Annotated in this window: 17 protein-coding genes; 12 read left to right on the plus strand and 5 right to left on the minus strand. The window is 69.7% G+C overall.

The features are described 5' to 3' along the window. Positions 1–10: 10 nt before the first annotated feature. Positions 11–895, plus strand: a complete 885-nt coding sequence (mmsB, locus tag ACSQ4M_RS23305) for a 3-hydroxyisobutyrate dehydrogenase (RefSeq protein WP_436191786.1) — start codon at positions 11–13, stop codon at positions 893–895. A 15-nt stretch (positions 896–910) separates the two neighbouring features. Here the strand turns inward: mmsB and ACSQ4M_RS23310 are convergent, their stop codons facing one another. Next, positions 911–1,630, minus strand: coding sequence for an ArsR/SmtB family transcription factor (locus ACSQ4M_RS23310; RefSeq protein WP_436191787.1), 720 nt, complete (start codon positions 1,628–1,630; stop codon positions 911–913). 133 nt (positions 1,631–1,763) lie between these two features. Here ACSQ4M_RS23310 and ACSQ4M_RS23315 point away from each other — a divergent pair, with 133 nt between their 5' ends. Then, positions 1,764–3,035 (plus strand): MFS transporter, encoded by a 1,272-nt coding sequence (locus ACSQ4M_RS23315; protein ID WP_436191788.1) that lies wholly within the window; start codon positions 1,764–1,766, stop codon positions 3,033–3,035. Here the strand turns inward: ACSQ4M_RS23315 and ACSQ4M_RS23320 are convergent. Further along, complete coding sequence (locus tag ACSQ4M_RS23320; RefSeq protein WP_436191789.1) at positions 2,989–4,788, minus strand: ATP-binding protein; 1,800 nt, start codon at positions 4,786–4,788, stop codon at positions 2,989–2,991. The genes ACSQ4M_RS23315 and ACSQ4M_RS23320 overlap by 47 nt on opposite strands. A 7-nt stretch (positions 4,789–4,795) precedes the next feature. Further along, on the minus strand, positions 4,796–5,458 hold the full coding sequence (locus tag ACSQ4M_RS23325; protein WP_436191790.1) for a response regulator transcription factor: 663 nt from the start codon (positions 5,456–5,458) through the stop codon (positions 4,796–4,798). A 110-nt stretch (positions 5,459–5,568) separates the two neighbouring features. Here ACSQ4M_RS23325 and dapC point away from each other — a divergent pair, with 110 nt between their 5' ends. From dapC to ACSQ4M_RS23365, 8 genes are read left to right on the plus strand one after another with little or no spacing between them, the layout of a single operon-like run. Then, a complete protein-coding gene (gene dapC / locus ACSQ4M_RS23330) occupies positions 5,569–6,792 on the plus strand; it encodes a succinyldiaminopimelate transaminase (RefSeq protein WP_436191791.1) in 1,224 nt (407 codons plus the stop codon). Beyond that, positions 6,789–7,622 carry a 2,3,4,5-tetrahydropyridine-2,6-dicarboxylate N-succinyltransferase gene (gene dapD / locus ACSQ4M_RS23335; protein ID WP_436191792.1) on the plus strand — a complete coding sequence of 278 codons (834 nt, stop codon included), beginning with the start codon at positions 6,789–6,791 and terminating at the stop codon, positions 7,620–7,622. Before dapC ends, dapD begins: the two co-directional genes overlap by 4 nt. Positions 7,623–7,645: 23 nt before the next feature. Then, positions 7,646–8,788: a PilT/PilU family type 4a pilus ATPase gene (locus ACSQ4M_RS23340; RefSeq protein WP_436191793.1), complete on the plus strand. Its 1,143-nt coding sequence runs from the start codon at positions 7,646–7,648 to the stop codon at positions 8,786–8,788. A gap of 4 nt (positions 8,789–8,792) precedes the next feature. After that, positions 8,793–9,950: a succinyl-diaminopimelate desuccinylase gene (gene dapE / locus ACSQ4M_RS23345; RefSeq protein ID WP_436191794.1), complete on the plus strand. Its 1,158-nt coding sequence runs from the start codon at positions 8,793–8,795 to the stop codon at positions 9,948–9,950. Continuing rightward, complete coding sequence (gene prmB / locus ACSQ4M_RS23350; protein WP_436191795.1) at positions 9,947–10,816, plus strand: 50S ribosomal protein L3 N(5)-glutamine methyltransferase; 870 nt, start codon at positions 9,947–9,949, stop codon at positions 10,814–10,816. Before dapE ends, prmB begins: the two co-directional genes overlap by 4 nt. A 37-nt stretch (positions 10,817–10,853) precedes the next feature. Continuing rightward, positions 10,854–12,818 (plus strand): ABC-F family ATP-binding cassette domain-containing protein, encoded by a 1,965-nt coding sequence (locus tag ACSQ4M_RS23355; protein ID WP_436194058.1) that lies wholly within the window; start codon positions 10,854–10,856, stop codon positions 12,816–12,818. Between the two features lie 60 nt (positions 12,819–12,878). Next, positions 12,879–13,127, plus strand: coding sequence for a GlsB/YeaQ/YmgE family stress response membrane protein (locus tag ACSQ4M_RS23360; RefSeq protein ID WP_436191796.1), 249 nt, complete (start codon positions 12,879–12,881; stop codon positions 13,125–13,127). Between the two features lie 5 nt (positions 13,128–13,132). Continuing rightward, the gene (locus ACSQ4M_RS23365) at positions 13,133–13,660 is read left to right on the plus strand and encodes a hypothetical protein (protein WP_436191797.1); all 528 of its coding nucleotides are present in this window, start codon (positions 13,133–13,135) and stop codon (positions 13,658–13,660) included. Positions 13,661–13,672: 12 nt separating this feature from the next. Here the strand turns inward: ACSQ4M_RS23365 and ACSQ4M_RS23370 are convergent, their stop codons facing one another. Then, positions 13,673–14,161 (minus strand): hypothetical protein, encoded by a 489-nt coding sequence (locus tag ACSQ4M_RS23370; RefSeq protein ID WP_436191798.1) that lies wholly within the window; start codon positions 14,159–14,161, stop codon positions 13,673–13,675. 140 nt (positions 14,162–14,301) lie between these two features. Continuing rightward, on the minus strand, positions 14,302–16,266 hold the full coding sequence (acs, locus tag ACSQ4M_RS23375) for an acetate--CoA ligase (protein WP_436191799.1): 1,965 nt from the start codon (positions 16,264–16,266) through the stop codon (positions 14,302–14,304). A gap of 171 nt (positions 16,267–16,437) precedes the next feature. Here acs and ACSQ4M_RS23380 point away from each other — a divergent pair, with 171 nt between their 5' ends. Both ACSQ4M_RS23380 and ACSQ4M_RS23385 read left to right on the plus strand, forming a co-directional pair. Next, positions 16,438–18,414 (plus strand): hybrid sensor histidine kinase/response regulator, encoded by a 1,977-nt coding sequence (locus tag ACSQ4M_RS23380; RefSeq protein WP_436191800.1) that lies wholly within the window; start codon positions 16,438–16,440, stop codon positions 18,412–18,414. Continuing rightward, positions 18,411–19,157 carry a response regulator transcription factor gene (locus tag ACSQ4M_RS23385; RefSeq protein WP_436191801.1) on the plus strand — a complete coding sequence of 249 codons (747 nt, stop codon included), beginning with the start codon at positions 18,411–18,413 and terminating at the stop codon, positions 19,155–19,157. The genes ACSQ4M_RS23380 and ACSQ4M_RS23385 overlap by 4 nt, the downstream gene beginning before the upstream one ends. Positions 19,158–19,173: the final 16 nt, after the last annotated feature.

Below are 19,173 nucleotides of genomic sequence, written 5' to 3' on the forward strand. Positions count from 1 at the left end.
AGACAACACCATGAAGATCGCATTCATCGGCCTCGGAAACATGGGCGGCCCCATGGCCCTGAACCTGCACAAGGCTGGCCACCAGGTCAGCGGGTTCGACCTCTCGGAAGCCGCCTGCAAGAAGTACGCGGCCGACGGCCTGGCTATTGCCGAGACGGCGGCCGCCACGCTGGACGGCGCCGAGGTCGTGGTCAGCATGCTGCCGGCCAGCCAGCACGTCGAGGCGCTCTACCTGGGTGAGAAGGGCCTGATCGGCAAGATCGCGCCCGGCACGCTGGTCATCGACAGCAGCACCATCGCAGCCGCGAGTTCGCGCAAGGTGGCAGAAGCCGGCGCCGCGCGCGGCATTGCCGTGATTGACGCGCCGGTCTCCGGCGGCACCGGCGGCGCCATCGCCGGCACGCTGACCTTCATGGTCGGCGGCAGCCACGCCGACCTGGAGCGCGCCCGCCCGCTGCTGGAAAAAATGGGCGCCAACATCTTCCACGCGGGCGATGCCGGCGCCGGCCAGACCGCCAAGATCTGCAACAACATGCTGCTGGGCATCCTCATGATCGGCACCTCCGAGGCGCTGGCGCTGGGCGTGGCCAACGGGCTGGACCCCAAGGTGCTGTCCGAGATCATGCGCCGCAGCTCGGGCGGCAACTGGGCGCTCGAGAAGTACAACCCCATGCCGGGCGTGATGGAGACCGCGCCGGCCTCCAAGAACTATGCGGGTGGCTTCGGTACGGACCTCATGCTCAAGGACCTGGGCCTGGCGCAGGAGAACGCCGCTGCCGTGCGCGCCTCTACACCCTTGGGTGGCTTGGCGCGCAACCTGTATGCGGCGCACAGCCTCGCCGGGCATGGCGCGCTGGACTTCTCCAGCGTGTTGAAGATGGTGCAAAAAGGCTGAAGCGCAGGCCGCCGGTCACGCTTCATCGGTTACTTGCCGCCAGGCCTGCAGGCCCAGCAGGTCGCGCAGGCTGGCCGCACCACGCGCCGAGATGGCCAAGGCCCGGTTGCCGGCCTTGCGGCTCAGCCACCCCTGGTCCAGGCAGTGCGCGCAGATCATCGCGCCGAGCCGGCCGGCGAGATGCGGCTTGCGTTCGCTCCAGTCCAGGCAGGGGCGGCAGTCAGGCCGGGCACGCCGCGTCGGCGGCTGGTCGGATGCCAGCGACAGGCCCCAGCGTGCCAGCACCGGCCCGGCCCGCTCGGTGACGAGGCCGGCCTCCCCCTCGAATTCGATCGCCTGGTCAGCCTGCAGCCGTTCGGCAATGGCCAGCCCGAGACGGCCGGCGATGTGGTCATAGCACATGCGGGCCATGCGCATTGCCGGCTCGCGCGGGCCGGGCACGACGGGACGCTGAAGCGGCATCTCGCCCGCGATCTGCATGAGGCTTTCCAGCACCTTGGCCACCTCGCCCGATGCAAGCCGGTGGTAGCGGTGCCGGCCTCGCTGCTCCATGTGCAGAAGGCCAGCCCCCACCAGCTGGGCCAGATGGCGGCTGGCGGTCTGCGGCGAGACGCTGGCGGCCCCGGCCAGTTCGGTCGCGGTGAGCCAGCGGCCATCCATCAGCTGCAGCAGCATCGCCGCGCGTGCGGGCTCGCCGAGCAGGGATGCAATCCGGGCAATCTGGTTGGTGTTCATGGTGTGGCTCCGCCTGCCAGCGTATCCCAAGGCGCCAGCCGGACGCTTCGTTCCGCAGCGAAGCATCGCGGCTGGCCCGTACCGCAGCATCGGGCACATCGCGGGCTGCCCCGCCTACCACTGTGCCCACACCATGTCGCCCTCCCGCTTCCCGCTGTCGCCCCCTTGCCATGGCAGCGCCATCGTGCGCGCGGCGTTCGTGCTGGCGCTGTTCGGCTGGGGCGTGGGCTTCTACGGGCCGCCAGTCTTCCTGCATGCGGTGCTGCAGCGCACCGGCTGGCCGCTGCCACTGGTCAGTGCTGCGCTGACCTGCCATTTCCTGGTCGGCGCCGGCGTCGCCGCCAGCCTTCCGGCCATCCACCGGCGCATCGGGATCCCTGCCGCGACCGTGGCCGGGGCCATGCTGCTGGCCGTGGGGGTGCTCGGCTGGGCTGCAGCAGCCGCGCCCTGGCAACTCTTCGTGGCGGCGATGTGCACCGGCGCTGGCTGGGTGCCGATGGGCGCCGCGGGCATCCATGCGATCGTCTCGCCCTGGTTCGCCGCGACGCGGCCGCTGGCATTGGCCAAGGCCTACAACGGCGCCAGCGTCGGCGGCATGGTCTTCTCGCCGCTGTGGGTGCTTCTGATCGACCGCGCCGGCTTTCCTGCCGCGGCCATGCTGGTCGGTCTCGCCATGGTCAGCGTGGTGTTGTCCATCGCCAGCCGTGAACTTGGCTGTGTTCCTGCGGGCCAGGTTCCGGCCACCGTGCCGGCACCGCTGGCCCGCGCCAGCGGTGCCATGGTCGTGCGCACCACGCTGTGGCGCGACCGCAGGTTCGTGACACTGGCCGCTGCCATGGCTCTGGGCCTCTTCGCGCAGATCGGACTGGTCTCCCAGCTCTTCTCATGGCTCGCAGCCGGCCTGGGCAGCCGGCAGGCGGGCTGGACCATGGGGCTGGCCACCGGCTGCGGCATGGCCGGCCGCTTCGCCATGGCGTGGCTGCTGGCGCGGTGGGCCGACCGGCGCCGTGCCGCGGCGGCCAGCTACGCCGTGCAAGCCGCCGGAACGCTGCTGCTGTGGTGGGCAGGCATGGAGCACACGGCGCTCCTGGTTTGCGGCGCCGTGTTGTTCGGGCTCGGCATCGGCAACGCCACTTCGCTGCCGCCGCTGATCGCACAGACGGAGTTCGCGCCTGCCGATGTGCCACGCGTGGTCGCGCGCAGCGTGGCGCTGTCGCAGGCGCTGTACGCGTTCGCCCCCGCCGTGCTGGCCGGCCTGGTTGCCGGCGGGCCGCACGCCGGGCCGCCGGCGGGAACCGGTTATGGCGCCTGCTTCCTCGTGCTCGTCGTGCTGCAGGCTTCGGCCGCCGTGGTCGTCGTCAGCGCGCCAGCGCCTCGACCAGCCGCTCGGGCTGCACCGGTTTGAACAGGCAGGGCAGCCCGCTGGCGCGGATGGCGGCGATGCGCTCGGGCGCGGTCTCGCCCGTCACGAGCAGGCCGCGCATCTCGGGCAGCTTGAGGCGCACCTCCACCAGGAAGTCCAGCCCGCTCTCGTTGCCCGGCAGGCGGAAATCGGCCACCACGGTGCTGATCTCCGGATGTTGCCGCAGCACCAGCCGCGCGGCCGGCACGTCGGCCGCCACGCGCACCTGGCAACCCTGGGCCGACAGCCAGGACGCCATGGCCATGGCACTGACGGCTTCGTCGTCGAGCACCAGCACATGCGCTGGCAGTTGCACGGCCCGGCGCGGATGCTGCGGCAGCACGGCGCCCGACGGCGCCACCGGCGGCACGGCCCTGACCAGCACGCCGAAGCGCGTGCCCCGGCCCGGGCGCGAACGCAGCTGCACCGGGTGTTGCAGCAGCGCCGACAGCCGCCGCACGATGGACAGGCCCAGCCCCAGACCCTGGGCCCGGTCGCGTTGCGGATTGCCGACCTGGTAGAACTCCTCGAAGACCTGGGCCTGCTGGGCCGGTGCGATGCCGATCCCGGTGTCCAGGATCTCGAAGCGCACGGCCTGGCCGCCGTCAGGCAGATGCGCCGGCCGCGCCGCGACCAGCACGCCGCCCTGCTCCGTGTACTTGAGCGCGTTGTCCAGCAGGTTGCCGAGCAGGCGCTCGAGCAGCAAACGGTCGCTGGCCACATGCAGGTCGCCCGGTGCGCGGATGCGCAGGCGCAGGCCCTTCTCCTGTGCCCGCACGCCATAGGTGTTCTGCAGCGAGACGAACAGCGCATGCACGCCCAGCGTCTCGATGCGCGGCTGCACGGCGCCCGCATCCAGGCGCGACACATCCAGCATGCCGTCCAGCGAAGTGCCGAGCATGCGCACCGAATGCGCCAGGCGCGCCACCGTCTCGTGCTGCGGCCCCTGGGCCAGCGCGTGCTCCAGCACGGCGGTGAACAGCGAGACCGCGTGCAGCGGCTGGCGCAGGTCGTGGCTGGCCGAGGCCAGGAAGCGCGTCTTCTCGCGGCTGCCGGCTTCCACGCGCTCGACCTGCTCGGCCAGGCGCTGCGCCAGATCTTCGCGGTCGAAGCGCACTTGCAGCGAGTCGACCAGCAGGTCCACCTGCTGCGCCGTCCACTTGACCAGTGTGGAGCTGTACTGCGCCAGCGCCAGCGCCATGATCCAGCCGATCAGCCCGCCCGACCAGGCCAGCGCCAGCACCAGGCCGCACATGGCCGGCACGACGAAGGCAGCGACCGTCTGCCGGTGCGAACTCAGCACCGCGGCCGCGCTGGACACCATGCCGACGATGAACACCGCCATCAGAGCCATGGAGGCGGTGTCGCCGTGGCGCATCAGCAACCAGGGCGCCATGGCCCAGGCGCCGCCCAGCATCCAGAGCAGCCGGGTCTGGCGATGCAGCTCCGGTCCCAGTTCGGCATCGGGCACCGGCCCGCGCGCGAGCAGCCGGCGCGTGTGGGTGTAGCGCAGCGCCTGCACGCCGTGCACCAGCGCCGCCCAGACCAGCACCCGCGGCGAAGGGCCCAGTACGTAGAACAGCACCCACAGTGCCAGCGCGTACAGCGCGGCCGCGATGGACGCGGCCAGGCTGAACTTCTGCAGCAGCAACTCGAGCTGGGCGCGCCGCACCGGACGCATGGTATCGGCGCCGCGCTCGGCATCGACGAGTTCCTCGTGCAGCAGCAGGCGCTGCCAGGCCGCGGCCTTGGGCATGTCGGGCTCAGGTGGGGAACATGCCCAGCAGCTCCGCGCGCGAACGCACGTTGAAGCCCAGGAAGACCGAGGACACGCAGTTCTTGACCGTGCCCAGCGTCAGCCCCGTCTCCGTGGCGATGGCCTGGTTGTCCATGCCGGCCAGCAGCAGTTCGAGCACCTGCACCTGGCGCGGACTCAGCCCCAGGCCCTGGGCCGTGCGCAGCGCGGCCGCGTCCGGTGGTGCGCTCGGGGCGGGCAACTGCGGCGGTGCATCGGCATGCTCGCGCAGCACCTCGACCCAGGCATCCATCGCGCCCGCATCGGCCGACTTGCCGATGTAGGCGCGCGCGCCCAAGCGCAGCGCCTCCTCGCGGATGCGCAGGTCCTGCGCGCCGCTGAGCACCACCACGGGCACGCCGGGATGGTCGCGCCGCAGGATGCGCAGGCCGGCGAAGCCCTTGGCATCGGGCAGCTGCAGGTCCAGCAGCACCAGCGCGATGCGCCCCTGCGCCTGGGCGAGCCTGGCCAGGCCTTGCTCCAGCGTGCCGGCTTCCTCGACCGCATAGCTGTCGGCGAACTGCTGCATGACCAGCGTGCGCACACCCATGCGCACGAGCGCGTGGTCGTCGATCACGAGCAGGCGCTGCACGCCAGCCATGGGCATGGGTTCGGTCAGGGGAGCAGACATGGCGCGGAACATACCAACAAGCCCAGCGGCTGACCAGCGGCGCGTGCGTGGGCCGGTGACCGGGGTCATGGCCGCACCGGCCCGCAGGCGCGCCCCGATAATCGCGCCCCATGAATCCCCTGCTCGCCCGCCTGCAGCCCTACCCGTTCGAACGGCTGCGCCAGTTGTTTGCCGGCGTCACGCCACCGCCCGGCCTGCGCCCCATCAGCCTGGGCATCGGCGAACCCAAGCACCCGACCCCACCGTTCATCCAGGCCGCGCTGGCCGGTGACCTGCGCGAGGGCCTGGCCGGCTACCCGCCCACGGCCGGCACGCCCGCGCTGCGCGCCGCCTTCACGGGCTGGTTGCAGCGCCGCTACGGTCTGGCGCTGGACAGCACCCAGGTGCTGCCCGTCAACGGCTCGCGCGAGGCCTTGTTCTCCTTCGCGCAGACCGTCGTCGACCCGACGCTGCCTGGCGCCACCGTGGTGTGCCCCAATCCCTTCTACCAGATCTACGAGGGCGCGGCCCTGCTGGCTGGCGCCGAGCCCTACTACGCGCCGAGCGACCCGCAACGCAACTTCGCGGTGGACTGGGACAGCGTGCCAGAGGCCGTCTGGGCCCGCACCCAGCTGCTCTATGTCTGCTCGCCCGGCAACCCCACGGGCGCCGTGATGCCGCTGGACGAGTGGCGCAAGCTGTTCGAACTGTCCGACCGGCACGGCTTCGTGATCGCCTCGGACGAGTGCTACAGCGAGATCTACTTCGGCGCCACCCCGCCGCTGGGCGGCCTGGAAGCCGCGGCGCAGCTGGGCCGCGGCGATCTGCGCAACATCGTGGCGTTCACGAGCCTGTCCAAGCGCAGCAACGTGCCGGGCATGCGCTCGGGCTTCGTCGCGGGCGACGCGGCGCTGATGCAGCAGTACCTGCTCTACCGCACCTACCACGGCAGCGCCATGAGCCCGGTGGTGCAGACGGCCTCCATCGCGGCCTGGAACGACGAGGCGCATGTCGAGGCCAACCGCGCGCTGTACCGCGAGAAGTTCGCCGCCGTCACGCCGCTCCTGGCCGAAGTGATGGACGTGCGCCTGCCCGATGCCGGCTTCTACCTGTGGGCCGGCGTGCCGCTGCGCCCGGGCGAGGCGGCCGAGGGCAGCGATGCGCGCTTCGCCCGCGAGTTGCTCGCTCAATACAATGTGACGGTCCTGCCCGGCAGCTACCTCGCCCGCGAGGCCGCAGGCCTCAACCCTGGCCAGGGGCGCGTGCGCATGGCCCTGGTGGCCGAGACCGCCGAATGCGTGGAAGCCGCGCAGCGCATCGTTCAATTCATCCAATCGAGACCGCAAACAGCATGAGCCAACAGCTTCAAACCACCATCGACAACGCCTGGGAGAACCGGGCCAGCCTGTCGCCCCAATCCGCCCCCAAGGAGGTGCAGGACGCCGTCGAGCACGTGATTGCCGAACTCAACAACGGCAAGCTGCGCGTGGCCACGCGCGAAGGCGTGGGCCAGTGGACCGTGCACCAGTGGATCAAGAAGGCGGTGCTGCTGTCCTTCCGCCTGAAGGACAACGAGGTCATGCAGGCCGGCGCGCTGGGCTTCTACGACAAGGTGCAGACCAAGTTCTCGCACCTGTCGGCCGAAGAGATGAAGGCCACCGGCGTGCGCGTGGTGCCGCCGGCCGTGGCGCGCCGCGGCAGCTTCGTCGCCAAGGGCGCGATCCTGATGCCCAGCTACGTGAACATCGGCGCCTACGTGGACGAAGGCACCATGGTCGACACCTGGGCCACCGTGGGCAGTTGCGCCCAGGTCGGCAAGAACGTGCACCTGTCCGGCGGCGTGGGCCTGGGCGGCGTGCTGGAGCCGCTGCAGGCGAATCCGACCATCATCGAGGACAACTGCTTCATCGGCGCACGCTCCGAGGTCGTCGAAGGCGTGATCGTCGAGGAGAACTCCGTGATCGGCATGGGCGTGTACATCGGCCAGAGCACGCCGATCTTCAAGCGCGACACCGGCGAGATCATCTATGGCCGCGTGCCCTCGGGCAGCGTCGTCGTCAGCGGCGGCCTGCACAAGAAGACCGCCAACGGCACGGACTACTCGACCTACGCCGCCGTCATCGTCAAGACCGTGGACGCGCAGACCCGCGCCAAGACCAGTCTGAACGACCTGCTGCGCGATTGAGTGCGCCACCCGGAGGCCCGACCATGAGCACGATGGAACGCATCCTGCGCCTGATGCAGGAGAAGAAGGCCTCCGACCTGTTCCTGTCGGCCAACGCGCCGGCTCAGCTCAAGATCAACGGGTTGACCGTGCCGATCAACAGCCAGGTACTGCCGTTCGACGCACCCGTCAAACTGTTGGCCGAGGTGGTCTCGGCACAGCAGATCCAGGAGCTCGACCGTACCGGCGAGCTCAATGCCGCGGTGTCGCTGAGCGGCGTCGGCCGCTTTCGCGTCAGTGCCATGCGCCAGCGCGGCAGCTACGCCGTGGTGGTGCGCTACATCAACACCGAGATCCCCACCCTGGAATCACTCAAGGTGCCCGCCGTGCTGGCCGACCTGGTGCAGCGCCGGCGCGGCCTGCTGCTCGTGGTCGGTGCCACGGGCGCCGGCAAGACGACCACGCTGGCGGCCATGATGGACCACCGCAACGAGCGCCAGAGCGGCCACATCCTGACCATCGAGGAACCCATCGAGTTCCTGTTCAAGAACAAGAAGTCCATCGTCAACCAGCGCGAGATCGGCACCGACACGCAGTCGCTGCAGGTGGCGCTCAAGAACGCGCTGCGCCAGGCGCCCGACGTGATCCTGATCGGCGAGATCCGCGACCGCGAGACCATGTCGGCCGCCATCGCCTACGCCCAGACCGGCCATCTGTGCCTGGCCACGCTGCACGCCAACAACAGCTACCAGGCGCTCAACCGCATCCTGAACTTCTACCCGGTCGAGGTGCGGCCCACCATGCTGGGCGACCTGGGCGCCGTGCTGCAGGCCGTGGTCTCCCAGCGGCTGCTGCGCACCGTGCGCGGCGACCGCGTGCCGGCGGTGGAGGTGCTCATGAACACCGCGCTCGTATCCGAAATGATCGAGCATGGCGATTTCTCCGGCGTCAAGGAAGCCATGGAGAAGTCCATCGCCGAGGGCTCGCAGACCTTCGAGGCCGACATCGCACGGCTCATCACCGAAGGCGTGATCGAGCGCCAGGAAGGCCTGTCCCACGCCGATTCGGCCACCAACCTGATGTGGCGGCTGCAGAACGACTTCACGCGCGGCACAGTGGCCACTGCACCCGCTGTGCCGGACGACGAACCCTCGTTCACCGAGATCACGCTGGACGTGAAGAACTGATCCCATGAATTCCACCCTGCGGCTGGCTGAGCAGCTGATCGCCCAGCCTTCCATCACCCCCGAAGACGGCCGATGCCAGGCCCTGGTCGCTGAGCGCCTGGCGCCGCTGGGCTTCGCCAGCGAGTCCATCGTCAGCGGCCCGGCGGATTTCCGCGTGACCAACCTGTGGGCGCGCCGCGCCGGCAGTGCCGCCGCTGCGCGCACGCTGGTCTTCGCCGGCCACACCGACGTGGTGCCCACCGGCCCGCTGGCGCAATGGACCAGCGACCCGTTCACGCCCACACACCGCGACGGCCGGCTCTACGGCCGCGGCGCCGCGGACATGAAGACCTCGCTGGCGGCCTTCGTCGTCGCCACCGAGGAGTTCCTCGCCGGCACACCTGCGCCCGCGCTGTCGATCGCGGTGCTCTTGACCAGCGATGAGGAAGGCCCGGCGCGCGACGGCACGGTGGTGGTCTGCGAGCGCCTGCGCGCGCGCGGCGAGCGCATCGACTGGTGCATCGTCGGCGAGCCGACCTCGGTCGAGCAGACCGGCGACATGGTCAAGAACGGCCGGCGCGGCACCATGGGCGGCAAGCTCACGGTACTGGGCATCCAGGGCCACATCGCCTACCCGCAGCTGGCGCGCAATCCGATCCACCAGGCGCTGCCGGCGCTGGCCGAACTGGCCGCGACCACCTGGGACCAGGGCAATGCCTTCTTCCAGCCGACCAGCTTCCAGATCAGCAACATCCACGGCGGCACGGGCGCGAGCAACGTGATCCCGGGCGATGTCGTGGTCGACTTCAACTTCCGCTTCTGCACCGAGTCCACGGCCGAAGGCCTGCAGCAGCGCGTGCGCGAAGTGCTGGACCGCCATGGCCTGGAGTACCGGCTGGACTGGACCGTGGGCGGCCTGCCCTTCCTGACCACGCCGGGGCCCCTGGTCGAGGCCGTGCGCGAGGCCATCGCAGCCGAGACCGGCTTGACGACCGAGCTGTCGACCACGGGTGGCACCAGCGACGGCCGCTTCATCGCCCAGATCTGCCCCGAAGTCATCGAACTGGGCCCGCCCAACGCCACGATCCACAAGATCGATGAGAACGTGCGCGTGGCCGACATCGAACCGCTCAAGAACATCTACCGCGGCGTGCTGGAACGGCTGGACCGGTCGTTGCGGTGAGCACCGTTCTGCAGACCATCGAAGCCGCGGCCACGCGGCTGGAGCAGGCCGGCGTGGCCTTCGGCCATGGCACGCTCAACGCGTTCGACGAGGCCGCCTGGCTGGTGCTGTGGCGCCTGGGCCTGCCGCTGGACGCGCTGGACGATGTGGCCGAGCAGCCCGTGGACGCCAACGGCCAGGCCCAGGTCGATGCGCTGCTGGGCGAACGCATCGCGACCCGCAAGCCTGCTGCCTACCTCACGCACGAAGCCTGGCTGCAGGACGTGCCCTTCTACGTGGACGAGCGCGCCATCGTGCCGCGCTCCTTCATCGCCGAACTGCTGGCCGATGGCTCCATCGACCCCTGGCTGGGCAACCACACGCACCGCGTGCTCGACCTGTGCACCGGCAACGGCAGCCTGGCGGTGCTGGCGGCCATGGCCTGGCCCGAGGTTCAAGTGGAAGCTGCCGACCTGTCGCCCGATGCCCTGGCCGTGGCCCGCATCAATGTGGACAAACACGCGTTGGCCGATCGCATCACGCTCATCGAATCTGACGGACTGGCCGGTGTGTCCGGACCGTTCGACCTGGTGCTGTGCAATCCGCCCTACGTCAACAGCGACAGCATGGCCGTCCTGCCCGCCGAGTACCAGGCCGAACCGACACTGGCGCTGGCAGGCGGGAAAGACGGGATGGACTTCATCCGCAAACTGCTGCAAGAGGTTTCTGCGAAAATGGCGCCTTTCGCGGTGTTGGTGCTGGAAATCGGCAATGAGCGCCCCTACTTCGAAGCCGCTTTCCCCGCGCTCGAAGTGGTGTGGCTGGACACCAGCGCTGGCGCAGACCAGGTGCTGCTGGTGACGCGCGAAGCACTCGGCCTCCTTTGAATTTTTCGATCACCGCAGCATGGTGGTCCTCATCACCATGATCACCCTCAAGAACGTCGTCCTGCGCCGCAGCGCCAAAGTGCTGCTGGACAGCGCCAGCGTCACCATCAACCCCGGCGAGAAGGTTGGCCTGGTCGGCCGCAACGGCGCCGGCAAGTCCACACTGTTCGCGCTGCTCAACGGCACGCTGCACGAAGACGGTGGCGACTTCTACGTGCCGCCGCAGTGGCGCCTGGCCCAGGTGGCGCAGGACATGCCCGAGACCGACCAGAGCGCCACCGACTTCGTGATCGAGGGCGACACCACGCTGCTGGCCGCGCAGCAGGAAGTGGCCGCCGCCGAAGCCAGCGACGACGGCGAGCGCATGGCCAACGCCTACATGGCCCTGTACGACGCGGGCTCGGGCGATGCCCAGGCGCGCGCGCAGGCGCTGATCCTGGGCCTGGGCTTCAAGACCAGCGAACTCGACAACCCCGTCAACAGCTTCTCGGGCGGCTGGCGCATGCGCCTGCAACTGGCGCGCGCGCTGATGTGTCCGTCCGACCTGATGCTGCTCGACGAGCCAACCAACCACCTGGACCTGGACGCCCTGGTCTGGTTGGAAGCCTGGCTCAAGCGCTACATGGGCACGCTGCTCGTGATCAGCCACGACCGCGAGTTCCTGGACGCCATCACCGACGTGACGGTGCACATCGAAACGGCCAAGCTCAACCGCTACGGCGGCAACTACAGCAAGTTCGAGGACATGCGCGCCGAGAAGATCGAGCTGCAGCAGGCCTCCTACGCCAGGCAGCAGGACAAGATCGCCCACCTGCAGAAGTTCATCGACCGCTTCAAGGCCAAGGCCAGCAAAGCCAAGCAGGCACAGAGCCGCGTCAAGGCGCTGGACCGCATGGAGAAGATCGCGCCGCTGCTGGCCGAGGCCGAGTTCAGCTTCGAGTTCAAGGAACCCGCCAACCTGCCCAACCCGATGCTGTCGATGTCGGACGCCACCTTCGGCTACCCGCCGCCGGAGGACGCGCCCGAAGGCACCGGCCCCACGGTCATCGTGCAGAAGGTCAACAAGTCGGTGCTGGCCGGCCAGCGCATCGGCATCCTGGGCGCCAACGGCCAGGGCAAGTCGACGCTGGTGAAGACCGTGGCGCGTGCGCTGCAGCCCATCGCGGGCCAGATCACCGAAGGCAAGGGACTGAACATCGGCTACTTCGCGCAGCAGGAACTCGACGTGCTGCGCCCGGCCGACAACCCGCTGGAGCACATGATCCGGCTGGTCAAGGAAACCACGGCGGCGGGCCGGCTGGCCGGCCAGGCCACGCGCGAGCAGGACCTGCGCAGTTTCCTCGGCACCTTCAACTTCAGCGGCGACATGGTCAAGCAGGCCGTGGGCAGCATGAGCGGCGGCGAGAAGGCGCGCCTGGTGCTGTGCATGATCGTCTGGCAGCGCCCCAACCTGCTGCTGCTCGACGAGCCGACCAACCACCTGGACCTGGCCACCCGCGAGGCGCTGGCCATGGCGCTCAACGAGTTCGAGGGCACGGTGATGCTGGTCAGCCACGACCGGGCCCTGTTGCGCTCGGTCTGCGACGAGTTCTGGATGGTCTCGCGCGGCGGTGTGGAGCCTTTCGACGGTGACCTGGACGACTACCAGCGCTACCTGCTCGACGAGTCCAAGCGTCTGCGCGACGAACTCAAGGCTGCGCCTGCGCCCAAGGCCGCGGCTGCGCCGGCACCGGCGCCCGCGGCGGTCCAGCGCAAGCAGGATGCCCAGAACCGCCAGGAGCAGAACGAGCGCCTGCGCCCGATCAAGAAGCAGATCGAGAAGCTGGACCGCAGCATGGCGGCGCTCACCGAAGAGAAGACGGCGCTGGAACAACGGCTCGCCCAACCACTGCCACCGGCCGAGATGGCCGAGGCCGGCCGCAGGCTCAAGCAGGTCGATGCACAACTGAGCGCACAGGAAGAAGAGTGGCTCGGGCTGTCCGAGCAACTGGAAACTTCCTGACAAGTGGGCGGCCGGGCTTCATGTACATTGCTCCGGCCTTCCACTTCCCTTGCATACACCATGTTCTCTCTGATCGGCACCATCATCGTCGGCTTCATCGTGGGTCTGCTGGCCCGGGCGTTCAAGCCCGGCGACGACAAGCTCGGCATCATCATGACGTCCATCCTGGGCATCGCCGGCTCGCTGCTGGCGGGCTGGGCCGGCCAGAAAATGGGCTGGTACGCGCCGGGCGATCCGGCCGGCTGGATCGCATCCATCGTCGGCGCCATCGTGCTGCTGCTCGTCTACGGGATGGTCAAGGGCAAGTAGGCACCATGGCCACGGCGCTCGAACTGGCCCAGGGCGACGAGCGCCTCGTCGCGGCCGTTCGGCGCGGCCGGCGCATGTTGCACGGCAAGGCCATGGTCGCTGCGGCGGCCAGCGCCGTGCCCGTGCCGGGCCTGGACTGGGCTGTCGACGCCGCCGTGCTGTCGCGGCTCATCCCGGCCGTCAGCGCCGAGTTCGGCCTCACGGCGGAACAGATCGGGCGCCTTGAGCCGCGCCAGCGCGACCAGGTCCAGAAGGCTGTCAACATGGTCGGCTCCGTGCTGATCGGCAAGTTCATCACCCGCGACCTCGTGCTCAAGGCCGCCGCCGCCGTGGGCATGCGGCTCACGACCAAGCAGGCCGCCAAGTACGTGCCGTTCGCGGGCCAGGCGATCTCCGCACTGGTCGGCTACAGCGCGATCCGCTTCCTCGGCGAGGAACACCTCAAGGACTGCGTGCGCGTGGCGCGCGAGGCGCAACTCGTGCTGCCCGAACCCACACTGCGCAAGCGGCTGCTGCTGCCCGGCCGCGCCTGAGCGCCGTGCGCCTCAATGCCGGAACGGCTTGAGGTCCAGCAGGATGGTCACGGTCTGGCGGTTGCCTTCGACGGCCACCGCGATGCGGGCGCCGCACTGGCTGGTCTGGCCCGGCCGGCTCTCGTAGGCCAGGCGGCGCTGGAAGCGCGAGGCATCGCCGTCGAACAGAAAGCCCACGCGGTGGCCACCAACGCGCACCTCGACCCGGCCGCCCACCTCTCTGGGCGCATGCAGGGTCGCCATGCACATGGGGCCGCGTTCGGCCAGCGCCGCATACAGCACGGCCTGGTGCCGCTCTGTGTCGGTGACCGCGAAGTCGAAGCGGCCCAGGACCTGCCAGTGGTGCAGGTCGGTGGCCTGCGCACCGCTGCCGGCCCCGGCGCCGAAGTCCGAAACGGCCAGCGCATACAGGTCACCGGCCGGATCGACGCGCGACCGCACCAGGCGCCACAACAGGAGCACCGCAGCGCCGCCACCCAGGGCCATGACCAGTTCAGACATCGAATCCCCCGAGCGCTTGGTGTGCGCGGTTTCTGCTAGGCCTGCGTTCGCGCCACGGTGGCGAAACGCAGTGCAGCAAACAAAGGGTTTTACCGGATTCAGGGTGGCCTGCGCAAGCCCCTTGCGCAGCCCTTGTCGAATCAGTTGGCCTGGGCCAACTGCTCCAGGATGGCCGGATTCTCCAGCGTGCTGGTGTCCTGCGTGATCGCCTCGCCCTTGGCGATGGAGCGCAGCAGCCGCCGCATGATCTTGCCCGAGCGGGTCTTGGGCAGGTTGTCGCCGAAGCGGATGTCCTTGGGCTTGGCGATGGGGCCGATCTCCTTGGCCACCCAGTCGCGCAGTTCCTTGGCGATCTGCTTGGCCTCCTCGCCATGCGGACGCGGGCGCTTGAGCACGACGAAGGCGCAGACCGCTTCGCCCGTGGTGTCGTCAGGCCGGCCCACCACCGCCGCCTCCGCCACGAGGTCGGTCTTGGCCACCAGCGCCGATTCGATCTCCATGGTGCCCATGCGGTGGCCCGAGACGTTCAGCACGTCGTCGATGCGGCCCGTGATCGTGAAGTAGCCGGTCTGCGCATCGCGGATCGCACCGTCGCCGGCCAGGTAGTAGCCCTTGAGCTCGGGCGGGTAGTAGCTCTTGACGAAGCGCTCGGCATCGCCCCAGATGGTGCGGATCATGCCGGGCCAGGGGCGCTTGACCACGAGGATGCCGCCGTGCCCGTGCGGCACGTCGTTGCCGGTCTCGTCGACGATGGCGGCGGCGATGCCCGGGAACGGCAGCGTGCACGAGCCCGGCACCAGCGTGGTGGCGCCCGGCAGCGGCGTGATCATGTGGCCGCCCGTCTCGGTCTGCCAGAAGGTGTCGACGATGGGGCAGCGGCCGCCGCCCACGTGTTCGTGGTACCACTCCCAGGCGGCCGGGTTGATCGGCTCGCCGACCGAGCCCAGGATGCGCAGGCTGGACAGGTCGTACTGCCTGGGGTGCACGGCCTCGTTGCCCTCGGCGGCCTTGATCAGCGAGCGGATCGCGGTCGGCGCCGTGTAGAACACCGTCACCTTGTGGTCCTGGATCATCTTCCAGAAGCGGCCCGCGTCCGGATAGGTCGGCACCCCTTCGAACACGATCTCGGTTGCGCCGAGCGCCAACGGCCCGTAGGTGATGTAGCTGTGGCCCGTGACCCAGCCGATGTCGGCCGTGCACCAGAACACGTCGTCGTCCTTCAAATCGAAGGTCCACTTGGTCGTCACGGCTGCCTGCAGCAGGTAGCCGCCCGTGGAGTGCTGCACGCCCTTGGGCTTGCCCGTGGAACCCGAGGTGTAGAGCAGGAACAGCGGGTGCTCGGCCTCGACCCACTCGGGTTCGCACTTAGACGGTTGCCCTTCGGTCAGTTCGGCCAGCCACAGGTCGCGCGGCGCCAGGAACGGCACGGCCCCGCCTGTGCGGCGCGCCACCAGCACGTTGCGCACGCTCTCGCAGCCGCCCAGGCCGATGGCCTCGTCGACGATGGCTTTGAGCGGCAACTGCTTGCCGCCGCGCACCTGCTGGTCGGCCGTGATGACGATGGAGGCGCCGGTGTCGGCGATGCGGTCGCGCAGCGCCTGGGCCGAGAAGCCACCGAACACCACGGAATGGATGGCGCCGATGCGCGCGCAGGCCTGCATGGCGGCCACGCCGTCGATCGACATGGAGATGTAGATGACGACGCGGTCGCCCTTCTGCACACCCAGCGAGCGCAGCCCGTTCGCAATGCGGCAGGTGCGCTCCAGCAACTCGCTGTAGCTGACCTTGGTGACCTGACCGTCGTCGGCCTCGAAGATCAGTGCGGTCTTGGCGCCCAGGCCGCGCTCGACGTTGCGGTCCAGGCAGTTGTACGAGACGTTCAGCGTGCCGTCGGCGAACCACTTGAAGAACGGCGCCTGGCTGCTGTCCAGCACCTGGGTGAAGGGCGTCTGCCAGGTGATGAACTCGCGCGCCAGGCTGCTCCAGTAGCCCTCGGGGTCGGTCTCGGCCTGGGCCACCAGTTTGTCGTAGGCCGCACGGCCGGACACATGGGCATTGCGGGCCAGCTCCGGCGGCGGTGCGTACTGGGCGGTGGCTTCGGTCATCTCGTCTCCTGGTGCACGATGCGGATGGTTGGGACGGGACGATTGCATCACATCGCCCGTCGCATTGGCCGCCAGCATCCACCAGGAACGTTGCACGACCGTGCCCCAAACTTAACAAATGTTTGCACCATACCCTGACGCCGTCGCAGGCGTTACCCTCGGGCCGACGCCATGCCCACCCACGATCCGTCCTCCGACGCCAGCGCGCCGCTCGCGCGCTACCTGACGCTGCAGGCCGGCCTGGACCTGCTGGACCGCGGCCTGTCCATCTTCGACCGCGACTTGAAGCTCGTGGCCTGGAACCGCGCGTACTTGAAGCTGCTCGACTTTCCACAAGCCATGGGCTATGTGGGCGCGCCGTTCGAGAGCTTCATCGCCTACAACGCCCAGCGCGGAGAATACGGCGCCGGCAACGCGGCCGCGCTCGTGGCCGAGCGGGTGGCGGCGGCGCGGGCTTTTCGCGCGCACGAGATCGAGCGCACGCGGCCGGGCGGGCAGGTGCTGCGCATCCGCGGCGAGCCCGTGCCCGGCCATGGCTTCGTGACCCTGTACTCCGATGTGACGGCCGAACGGCATGCGGAAGCCACCATCCGCGCCCACACCGAACAACTGGAAGCCCGCGTGGCCGAACGCACGGCCGAGCTGCAGCGCAGCGAGCAGCGCATGCGCCTGGTGATGGACTCGATCCCCGCCGCCGTGGGTTTCTTCGATGCCGGCCGCACCTACCGCTACCTGAACCGCGCCTACCACGACTGGTTCGGCGTCGACACCGGTGCGCCGGACCGGGCCAGCGCCCGCGCCTTCCTCGGCGATGCGGTCTACGCGGGCGTGCGGCCGCGCGTGCTGCGCGCGCTGCGCGGGCAGTCCCAGAGCTTCGAGTACGAGTTGCAGACCGCCCACGGCGAACGCCGCATCGTGCGCACCTCGCTGGTACCCGAGCGCGCCGGCGACGGCAGCGTGAGCGGCTGCTTCGAGCTGACCTTCGACATCACCGAGGAACGCCGCGCCCAGGTGCTGCTGGCGCGCGCACACAAGCTCGAATCGCTGACCCACCTCACGGGCGGCCTGGCGCACGATTTCAACAACATCCTGACCGTGGTCATCGGCAACCTGGACGCGCTCGCGCGCAGCCAACCCGGGGACGCTGCCACGCAGGAGTACGTGCTGCCCGCCCTCGGGGCCGCACGCCGCGGCGCCGACCTCGTCAAGGGCCTCATGAGCTTCGCGCGGCGCCAGCCGCTGGAGGCCCACTCGGTCAGCGTGGGCGCCCTGCTCGCCACCGTGGCGGGCCTCGTGCGCCGCGTGCTGCCCGATTCCCTGCAGCTGGAGATCAGCGCCGGCAGCGAGCCGCTGTGGACCTGGATCGACCCCACGCTGCTGGAGCAGGCCCTGATCAACATGGTGCTCAACGCGCGCGACGCCTGCGAAGCGCAGGGGCCTGCCGCGCGCATCCGCCTGCGCGCCTGCGCCACGCGCATCGACGCGGCTGCCGCCCTGCCGCTGCAGCTCTCGCCCGGCGACGCGATCCGCATCGACGTGCAGGACAACGGCATCGGCATGGACGCCCACACCCTGGCGCACCTGTTCGAGCCCTTCTTCACGACCAAGCGCGGCGGCCGCGGCACGGGCCTCGGAATGGCCGTGGTCTACGGCTTCATCAAGCAGTCCGGTGGCGCCGTGGACGTGCGCAGCGCGCCCGGCGAAGGCACGACGGTGTCGGTCTGGCTGCCGGCCGCACAGGCCCCGGCCGAGGCGCCGCGACTGGCGCAGCCCGCCGCGCGTGCCGCGCCGCGCCAGCGCGGCCTGGCCCTGCTCGTGGACGACGACGCCCAGGTGCGCCGCGTGGTGCGGCGCAACCTGCTGGAGCTCGGCTACGTGGTGCTGGAAGCCGAGCGCCTGGCCGAGGCGCAGAAACTCCTGGCGGCCACGCCCGACATCGCGCTCGTGCTGACCGACCTCGTGATGGCCGGCCCACTGGACGGCGTGCAGCTGGCCCGGGCCGCACGCGCGGGCCACTACGCCAAGGCGGTGGTCATCATGACCGGCAACGTGCCCGACGATTGGCCCCGCGATGCGGGCAGTCCGCTACTGCGCAAGCCCTTCACCACGGAGCAGCTGGCGGTGGCCATCGAACAAGGAACAACATGAGTGCCGAGACACACCACCGCACCGGCAACGACGCCAGCGCCCCACCCGCTCTGGTCTACGTCATCGAGGACGATGCCGACGTGGCCAGGCTCGTGCTGACCGCGCTGCGCGATTTCGGCTTCGCCTGCGAGGTGTTCGGCACGGGCGGTGCCGTGCTGCGCCGGCTGCAGTTCGAAAAGCCCGACCTGTGCATCGTCGACCTGGGCCTGCCCGACATGGATGGGCTGGACCTCATGCGCCGCATCGCCGCGGCCTCCAGCGCCGGCGTGCTGATCCTGACGGGGCGGGGCCACACGGCCGACCGCGTGATGGGTCTGGAACTCGGCGGCGACGACTACGTGACCAAGCCCTTCGAGTCGCGCGAACTCGTGGCCCGCGTGCGCAGCATCCTGCGCCGACGCGGCGCGGCCGCAGGCAGCGCCCCGGGCCAGCGCCGCTACGCCAGCTTCCTGGGCTGGCGCATCGACTGCGCGGCCAATGTGCTGCGCGCGCCCGATGGCAGCGAACACCTGCTCGGCACGGCCGAGACCCAGGTGCTGCGCTGCTTCGTCGAGCGCCCGCACCAAATCCTCACGCGCGAACAGCTCATGGGCGAGCGCGACCTCTCGCCCACCGACCGCAGCATCGACGTGCGCATCTCGCGCCTGCGCAAGAAGATCGAACCCGACCCGCACGAGCCCGCCATCATCAAGACGGTCTATGGCGCGGGCTACCTGTTCGCGGCCGATGTAAGTTGGGAGTAAGTCAGCTGGGAGTAAG

Origin of the sequence: Pseudorhodoferax sp. LjRoot39, from assembly GCF_964253035.1 — a bacterium.
GTDB lineage: Bacteria > Pseudomonadota > Gammaproteobacteria > Burkholderiales > Burkholderiaceae_C > Pseudorhodoferax.

Bases quoted from the DNA above. Each gene is read 5' to 3' on its own strand.
- mmsB (WP_436191786.1), top strand. From the start codon at position 11: ATGAAGATCGCATTCATCGGCCTCGGAAACATGGGCGGCCCCATGGCC.
- ACSQ4M_RS23310 (WP_436191787.1), bottom strand. From the start codon at position 1,630: ATGAACACCAACCAGATTGCCCGGATTGCATCCCTGCTCGGCGAGCCC.
- ACSQ4M_RS23315 (WP_436191788.1), top strand. From the start codon at position 1,764: ATGTCGCCCTCCCGCTTCCCGCTGTCGCCCCCTTGCCATGGCAGCGCC.
- ACSQ4M_RS23320 (WP_436191789.1), bottom strand. From the start codon at position 4,788: ATGCCCAAGGCCGCGGCCTGGCAGCGCCTGCTGCTGCACGAGGAACTC.
- ACSQ4M_RS23325 (WP_436191790.1), bottom strand. From the start codon at position 5,458: ATGTCTGCTCCCCTGACCGAACCCATGCCCATGGCTGGCGTGCAGCGC.
- dapC (WP_436191791.1), top strand. From the start codon at position 5,569: ATGAATCCCCTGCTCGCCCGCCTGCAGCCCTACCCGTTCGAACGGCTG.
- dapD (WP_436191792.1), top strand. From the start codon at position 6,789: ATGAGCCAACAGCTTCAAACCACCATCGACAACGCCTGGGAGAACCGG.
- ACSQ4M_RS23340 (WP_436191793.1), top strand. From the start codon at position 7,646: ATGAGCACGATGGAACGCATCCTGCGCCTGATGCAGGAGAAGAAGGCC.
- dapE (WP_436191794.1), top strand. From the start codon at position 8,793: ATGAATTCCACCCTGCGGCTGGCTGAGCAGCTGATCGCCCAGCCTTCC.
- ACSQ4M_RS23355 (WP_436194058.1), top strand. From the start codon at position 10,854: ATGATCACCCTCAAGAACGTCGTCCTGCGCCGCAGCGCCAAAGTGCTG.
- ACSQ4M_RS23360 (WP_436191796.1), top strand. From the start codon at position 12,879: ATGTTCTCTCTGATCGGCACCATCATCGTCGGCTTCATCGTGGGTCTG.
- ACSQ4M_RS23365 (WP_436191797.1), top strand. From the start codon at position 13,133: ATGGCCACGGCGCTCGAACTGGCCCAGGGCGACGAGCGCCTCGTCGCG.
- ACSQ4M_RS23370 (WP_436191798.1), bottom strand. From the start codon at position 14,161: ATGTCTGAACTGGTCATGGCCCTGGGTGGCGGCGCTGCGGTGCTCCTG.
- acs (WP_436191799.1), bottom strand. From the start codon at position 16,266: ATGACCGAAGCCACCGCCCAGTACGCACCGCCGCCGGAGCTGGCCCGC.
- ACSQ4M_RS23380 (WP_436191800.1), top strand. From the start codon at position 16,438: ATGCCCACCCACGATCCGTCCTCCGACGCCAGCGCGCCGCTCGCGCGC.
- ACSQ4M_RS23385 (WP_436191801.1), top strand. From the start codon at position 18,411: ATGAGTGCCGAGACACACCACCGCACCGGCAACGACGCCAGCGCCCCA.